This window comes from Dyella sp. 01N448 (assembly GCF_056399225.1).
In genome coordinates this window covers 76,966-83,416 of record NZ_JBFTQX010000012.1, presented here as the reverse complement: position 1 = coordinate 83,416, position 6,451 = coordinate 76,966, and the positions used below count along the sequence as shown (strand labels likewise).

General features: G+C 64.4%; 6 protein-coding genes and 1 tRNA gene. 4 read left to right on the top strand and 3 right to left on the bottom strand.

Annotated features, from left to right (window positions below):
- The first annotated feature begins 434 nt into the window (after positions 1-434).
- Positions 435-511: transfer RNA gene (locus AC1DKY_RS17610), tRNA-Arg, on the top strand.
- A 119-nt stretch (positions 512-630) separates the two neighbouring features.
- Positions 631-1,497: an MBL fold metallo-hydrolase gene (locus AC1DKY_RS17605; RefSeq protein ID WP_441604935.1), complete on the top strand. Its 867-nt coding sequence runs from the start codon at positions 631-633 to the stop codon at positions 1,495-1,497.
- A gap of 16 nt (positions 1,498-1,513) precedes the next feature.
- Here the strand turns inward: AC1DKY_RS17605 and AC1DKY_RS17600 are convergent, their stop codons facing one another.
- A complete protein-coding gene (locus AC1DKY_RS17600) occupies positions 1,514-1,732 on the bottom strand; it encodes a CsbD family protein (protein ID WP_441604934.1) in 219 nt (72 codons plus the stop codon).
- Between the two features lie 281 nt (positions 1,733-2,013).
- Here AC1DKY_RS17600 and AC1DKY_RS17595 point away from each other — a divergent pair, with 281 nt between their 5' ends.
- Complete coding sequence (locus tag AC1DKY_RS17595) at positions 2,014-2,565, top strand: HdeD family acid-resistance protein (RefSeq protein WP_441604933.1); 552 nt, start codon at positions 2,014-2,016, stop codon at positions 2,563-2,565.
- Positions 2,566-2,627: 62 nt separating this feature from the next.
- Here the strand turns inward: AC1DKY_RS17595 and AC1DKY_RS17590 are convergent, their stop codons facing one another.
- On the bottom strand, positions 2,628-3,224 hold the full coding sequence (locus AC1DKY_RS17590; protein ID WP_441604932.1) for a hypothetical protein: 597 nt from the start codon (positions 3,222-3,224) through the stop codon (positions 2,628-2,630).
- Positions 3,225-3,357: 133 nt separating this feature from the next.
- Positions 3,358-4,182 (bottom strand): NADPH-dependent 7-cyano-7-deazaguanine reductase QueF, encoded by an 825-nt coding sequence (gene queF / locus AC1DKY_RS17585; protein WP_441604931.1) that lies wholly within the window; start codon positions 4,180-4,182, stop codon positions 3,358-3,360.
- Between the two features lie 157 nt (positions 4,183-4,339).
- On the opposite strand from queF, the gene AC1DKY_RS17580 reads away from it, so the two are divergent.
- Positions 4,340-6,307, top strand: coding sequence for a M1 family metallopeptidase (locus AC1DKY_RS17580; protein ID WP_441604930.1), 1,968 nt, complete (start codon positions 4,340-4,342; stop codon positions 6,305-6,307).
- The last annotated feature ends 144 nt before the right edge of the window (positions 6,308-6,451 follow it).

Here is a 6,451-nt window from a genome sequence, read left to right as displayed (position 1 = left end):
TAAGTCCTCAGCGATTCGGGCGCGTTGCGCAGCGCTTGGAAGTATCCCCTGTGTACCCTCGGAGGTTGTCCCATCAGGACGCGCCTCGAGCGTTCGGGCTTATCCCAACACGATGCTGCGGGCGTTATCAGGCCATTTTCTTTGGGTTACTTTTCTTTTGGGCCAGCAAAAGAAAAGTGATTCGGTCGGCGGCAGCCGATCGAAACGCCCGCCGCGTAGGCGGCACCCTGGCCTCGAGGCGACAACTAAACACCGAAGCTCTGCAATCCGGCCTACACCGGAATGACAAGCAAAGGGGCGGCCCGCGCCAAATCGACCACGCGCCACACCAACAAACCCACCCCGCCCCCACATGGGCTCCCGCCCCCAACTCCGCTATACTGCGCCCTCGCCGTGCCCCGGAGCCCCGGTTCCACGCACGCGCCGACGCTCATGCGCCCGTAGCTCAGCCGGATAGAGTAGTGGCTTCCGAAGCCATTGGTCGGGGGTTCGAATCCCTCCGGGCGCGCCACCTCCTAAGCCTGTGTCTGCCCTGCGGGCAGCATCGTCCAAGTCGCTATCGCTATTGCCTGCTGGCATCGCGATGCCTCATGCGTTCCAATGAGGCGCCATGGACACGAGTAGCGAGCCGTGCAGCGACCTGAGGTAAAGGCCTTCTTCGACGAGTCGACCAACACCTTCAGCTACGTCGTGGCCGATCCGGCGACGCGCAAGGCGGCGGTGATCGACAGCGTGCTGGACTATGACGCAGTCTCCGGCCGCACCCGGCGCGATTCGGCCAACGCCATGATCGACTTCGTCAAGGCGCAGGGGCTGGCGCTGGAGTGGGTCATCGATACCCATGTGCATGCGGATCATCTTTCCGCCGCGCCTTACGTGCAATCCGTGCTCGGCGGAAAGCTTGCCATTGGCGAGCACATCCGCGAGGTGCAGGAAACATTCGGCAAGATATTCAACGCCGGCGACGCATTCCAGCGTGACGGCAGCCAGTTCGATCATCTGTTCAAGGACGGCGAGCGTTACCGCGTCGGCAGCATCGAGGCAGTAGCGATGCACACGCCAGGCCACACGCCCGCGTGCATGACGCATGTGATCGGCGATGCGGCCTTCGTCGGCGACACCTTGTTCATGCCGGACTACGGCACGGCGCGTTGCGATTTTCCCGGTGGCGACGCGCGCACGCTGTACCGTTCCATCCAGCAGCTTTTTACCCTGCCGGACGCAACCCGCGTATTCCTGTGCCACGACTACAAGGCGCCGGGTCGCGATGTCTTCGCGCATGAAACCACGGTGGGCGAAGAGCGCCGCGCGAACATCCACGTGCGCGCAGGCAGCGATGAAGACGACTTCGTGCGCATGCGCAGCACACGCGACGCGACGCTCTCGATGCCGCGGCTGCTGCTGCCAGCGGTGCAGGTGAACATGCGCGCGGGTCGCTTGCCGCCCTCGGAAGACAACGGCATCAGCTATCTGAAAATTCCACTGGACACCTTGTGAGCGCGGCAGCAGTTACTCAGCGCGAGCCCTGCGAGTGACATAGCTGTTTCTCGAAGGCCTTCACCTGCTGATCGGCTTCGTCGCGCGCGATGCCGTAGCGCTGCTGCAGTTTGCCCGATAGATATTCGGCATTGCCTTCGGCGATTCGCAAATCGTCGCTCGTGAGTTTGCCCCAGTGCTGCTTGATCTGGCCGCCTATCTGTTTCCACTGGCCCTGGATATTGCGCTGTTTCATGACAAATCCTCGATGGATGGCCCATCGTGCCGTACGCACCACGCTGCAATTCAAGCAAGCCGCGAGTTAAGTCCACGTGCCATCGATGTAGTGGTTTTGGCCGGATTTCACCCCCTCCGCAACCGGTTGAGACGGCGTTCGCATTGCGTCGACACGCGGGATGCGTCGATGCTGTCTCGGGCGCTCGCGCGACGAGGGGGAGGGCGGCATGTTCCTGCCTGGGCCGTGAGCGTCTGCGGGCAGCTGGTGCCCGCCTTTCAACCTCAAGGAGGGTCGCGACTATGAGTTCCATCCTGCATCGGGGCGTCAGCCGCACGGGCTGGTTGCTGGTGTTCTACGGCGTCATCTCCATCCTGTTTGGCATCAGCGCGCTGGTATGGCCGGGCGGCACCGTGATTGCGCTGACCTGGGCGTTTGGCGTGATGGCCCTGGCGGAGGGCATCATCAGCGTGTTCGCCCTGTTCAATCGCCATCTGGCGATGTCGCGCGGCTGGCTGATCGTGTACGCGGTCGCCTCCATCGTGTTCGGGCTGCTGGCGATCTGGCATCCGCTGGCCGTGGTCAATGTGTTGCTGTTGTTCCTGGCGGCGTGGCTGATCGTGGCGGGCATCTACCGCATCGTGTTCGCCATCCGCGTGCGCAAGGAGATTACCGGCGAGTGGATGATTGCCTTGAGCGGCGTGCTGGCCATTCTGCTGGGCGGGCTGTTCGCCGCTTATCCGGTGGCCGGCCTGCTCACCGTGGCGATCTGGATAGGCGTGGCCGCACTGGTGTACGGCGTGCTGCAGGTGATCGCGGGCGTGCGCGTGCACAAGTGGAAGCGTGCCTTGTAGCCATCTCGCGCAGCCACAAAAAAGGCGCCGTAAAGGCGCCTTTTTCGTGCGTTACGACCGGCCTAGCTGCGTACTTCGAAGTCTTCCGTAGCCACCGGCCTGCCGTTGAGCGAGATCACGACCTTGTACTTGCCCTTGGGCCAGGCATTGGGGTTCTGCACCTTGAACGTCGTGATCGCCGGGCCGTCGGTGGCGATGGATTCGCTGGTGCTGCTGAAAGCCTCGTCCTTGCCGTCGACGTAGCTCCACTTGGCGTTCAAGGTGGCGTTGTCGGTGGTGCCGATGGTGGCCACGCTGGCGTAGATGGCCTGGTCTTCCGGCGCAAATCGTCGCTGTTCCTTGCTGATGGCATGCGCCGCGTCGACCTGGCTGCCCAGGGTGACGGCGGCCACCTTGATCTCGCCGCCGGTCTGTATGCCGGCCGACTTTCCAGTCGTCTGCACCGGTGCGGGAGCGGTGCTGGTTGGCGATGGCGCGCTCGACGGCGGCGGCATCGGCGTACTGGCCGGCGGTGCCGGGGCCACGGGCGCAGGGGCGCTGGTCGCCGGTGCGGTGGGCGTGGTGTTGGACGCTTCCTGGTTCTTGCCGCAGGCGCCCAGCACGAGCAGTCCGGCAAGGGTCGCGCAGTACAAGGCCGTTTTGCGTGGCTGGATATTCATGACTGACCCCGTGGCTGGTGGCGGACATACCCGGCGGGTGAGGCCGGGCGCATTGCCATTGCGAGGCTAGCTTCCGCGGTCTGAAGCTGCGATTACCGCGGTTTCTGCATCCACGCCACCTTCACGGCGGCGACTACTGGCGCGCACCGCGCGGGTTGCCGGGGCGCTCGCTGCCGGTGCTGCGATAGGGGTTGATGTCCAGGCCGCCGCGTCGCGTATAGCGCGCATAGACGCTGAGACGCTGCGGGCGGCAGCGCTCCATCACATCCACGAAAATCCGCTCGACACATTGCTCGTGGAATTCGTTGTGGTTGCGGAAGGAAACCAGATAGCGCAGCAGGCCGGCGTGATCGATCGGCGCGCCGTGGTAGTGGATCTGCACGCTGCCCCAATCCGGCTGGCCGGTCACCGGGCAATTGGAACGCAGCAGGTTGGAGACCAACACTTCCTCGACCACGGGTGCATGGTCGTTGGTCATCAGATAGTCCGCACGCGGCGGGCCGTAGTCGTCAATCTCGATCGCCAGCTCGTCCACCAGGGTGCCCGCGAGGTCCGTGACGGCATGCCCGCGCGCCTGCGCGTGGCTCAGGGTCACTTCCACCGGGGCGCCGGCAGCGGCCGAGAGATCGCGCACCAGGATGGCCGAAAGGCTGTGGCTGTCGGCCATGCGTTCCTGCGAAAAACCGTTGAGGTAAAGCTTGAACGACTTCGACTCGATGATGTTGGGCGAGCTGGCCGGCACGCGGAATTCCGCCAGTGCCACCACCGGCTTGCCGCGAGCGTCCAGCCAGGACAGCTCATAGGCGTTCCAGACATCCTCGCCGTGAAACGGAAGCGGCTCGGACACGCCGATCTCGTCGCGCTTGCCCTGGCGCGGGATGGGAAACAACAGGGAAGGGTCGTAGCGGTCGGCGTAGACGGTGGTCTTGCCGAGCGGGGAATGTTCGGGGGTGCTCATGAGGCCATTGTACCGCCTCGCGCCGCCGCTCCCGGCCTCGCGGCCGGCCCGTTCGCATGAAGATGCGCCGGCGCCCATGACCACTGACCCGGTTCATCCGGCGTCGCGCTGCCTATATTGTCGGGTTCAGACCGGTGAGCCTTGAGGAAAACGCCTGATGAAGAAACTCGTCCTGGGCTGCGCCGTTGCGGCGGGCCTGATTGCAGCTGGCGCCCTGTGCGCGCCGGCCTTTGCCGACGGCACGGACGCCGCGTTCGATCCCCAGGCGTTGTTTGCGCCGCTCACGCTGCCCGATGCGGCCAATGCGTTCCGCGATGGTGCGGGCAAGCCGGGGCCCCAGTTCTGGCAGAACCGCGTGGATTACGCGATCCAGGCAAACATCGACCCGGCCTCGCACACGCTGCGCGGCGATGAAACCATCACCTACACCAACCACAGCCCCGATGCGCTGGACGTGCTGTGGGTGCAGCTGGACCAGAACATCTATCGACGCGACTCGCGCGGCACGCTTACCTCGCCGCGCCCGCGCAACGACTTCACTGACGGCTACCAGATCGAAGCTGTAGAGGTGGATGGCAAGCCCGTGCACTTCCTGGTCGACGACACGCGCCTGCGCGTGGACCTGGGCCAGCCGCTGGCCGCCAACGGCAAGCAGGCCAAGCTGCGCATCCGCTACCACTACACGGTGCCGGGCACCTGGGGCGGTCGCACGGCGGTCACGCCGACCAAGAACGGCGACATCTACGAGATCGCGCAGTGGTTCCCGCGCATGGCCGTCTACGACGATCTGCGCGGATGGGACACCCAGCCCTACCTCGGTTCGGAGTTCTATCTGGAATACGGCGATATCGATTACGCCGTCACCGTGCCGTGGAATTACATCGTGGCCGGATCCGGTGCGCTCACCAATCCCGGCGAGGTGCTCACCGCCGCGCAGCAGCAACGCCTCGCGCAGGCAGCGCAGAGCGATAGCACGGTGATGATCCGCTCGCCGCAGGAAGTGAACGACCCCGCCAGCCGTCCGAAGCAAAGCGGCACCCAGACCTGGCGCTTCCACATGGAGCACACCCGCGACATCGCCTTCGCCGCATCGCCTGCCTTTGTGTGGGATGCCGCACGCATCAACTTGCCCGACGGCAAGCACGCGCTGGCCATGTCGGTGTATCCGGTGGAAGGCGTGGGCAAGGACAAATGGGATCGCTCCAGCGAATACGTGAAGGGCGCGATCGAGCACTTCTCCTCGAAGTGGTATCCGTATCCGTGGCCGGTGGCGGTCAACCTCGGTGGTCATGGTGCCGGCATGGAATACCCCGGCATCGTGTTCGACGGCTTCGAGGACAAGGGCCCGATGCTGTTCTGGATCACCGCGCACGAAATCGGACACACGTGGTTCCCGATGGTGGTGGGCTCCAACGAACGCCGCAACGCGTTCATGGACGAAGGCTTCAATACCTTCATCGACGTGTATGCCTCGGACGCGTTCAACAAGGGTGAGTTCGCGCCCAAGCGAGACAGCGAGTACGCGCCCAAAGGCGGCAATCCGGTTGATGAGATCCTCCCGCTGCTGGCTGATCCCAACGCGCCCACGCTGATGGCGCCGGCCGATTCCGTCGCCGAGAAGTACCGCCATCCGGTGAGCTACTTCAAGGGCGCACTCGGTCTGGTGCTGCTGCGCGAGCAGATCCTGGGGCCGGACCGGTTTGATCCGGCCTTCCGCAAATACATCGCCACCTGGGCGTATCACCATCCCACGCCGTCGGACTTCTTCCGCTTCATGAGCAGCGAAGCGGGCGAGGACTTGTCGTGGTGGTGGCGCGGCTGGTACCTCAACAACTGGCAGCTGGACATGGGCATCAGCGCGGCGAGCTATGTCGACAACGACCCGGCCAAGGGCGTGCAGGTGACCCTGGCCAGCAAGCAGAAGCTGGTGATGCCGTCGACGCTGCGCATCGACTACGCCGACGGCAGCCACGAGGACGTGCCTGTGCCGGTGGAAGCATGGCGGCAGAGTGCGGCGCCGAAGCTGGCGTTGCATACGAGCAAGAAGATCGCGAAGCTCACGCTGGATCCGGAGCACAAGTTGCCTGATGCGGATCGAGGGAATAACAGTTACGCCATGCCGTGATATCGGCAAAGCCTCTACTACCCGTGATTCCGGCGCAGGCCGGAATCCAGTAGCGTGAGCATCCATCAGTGCCTCGCTACGGGATCCCGGCCTGCGCCGGGATGACGCTGTAGGAAGGCAAGGAAATCCCCTTGAGCGCGACGA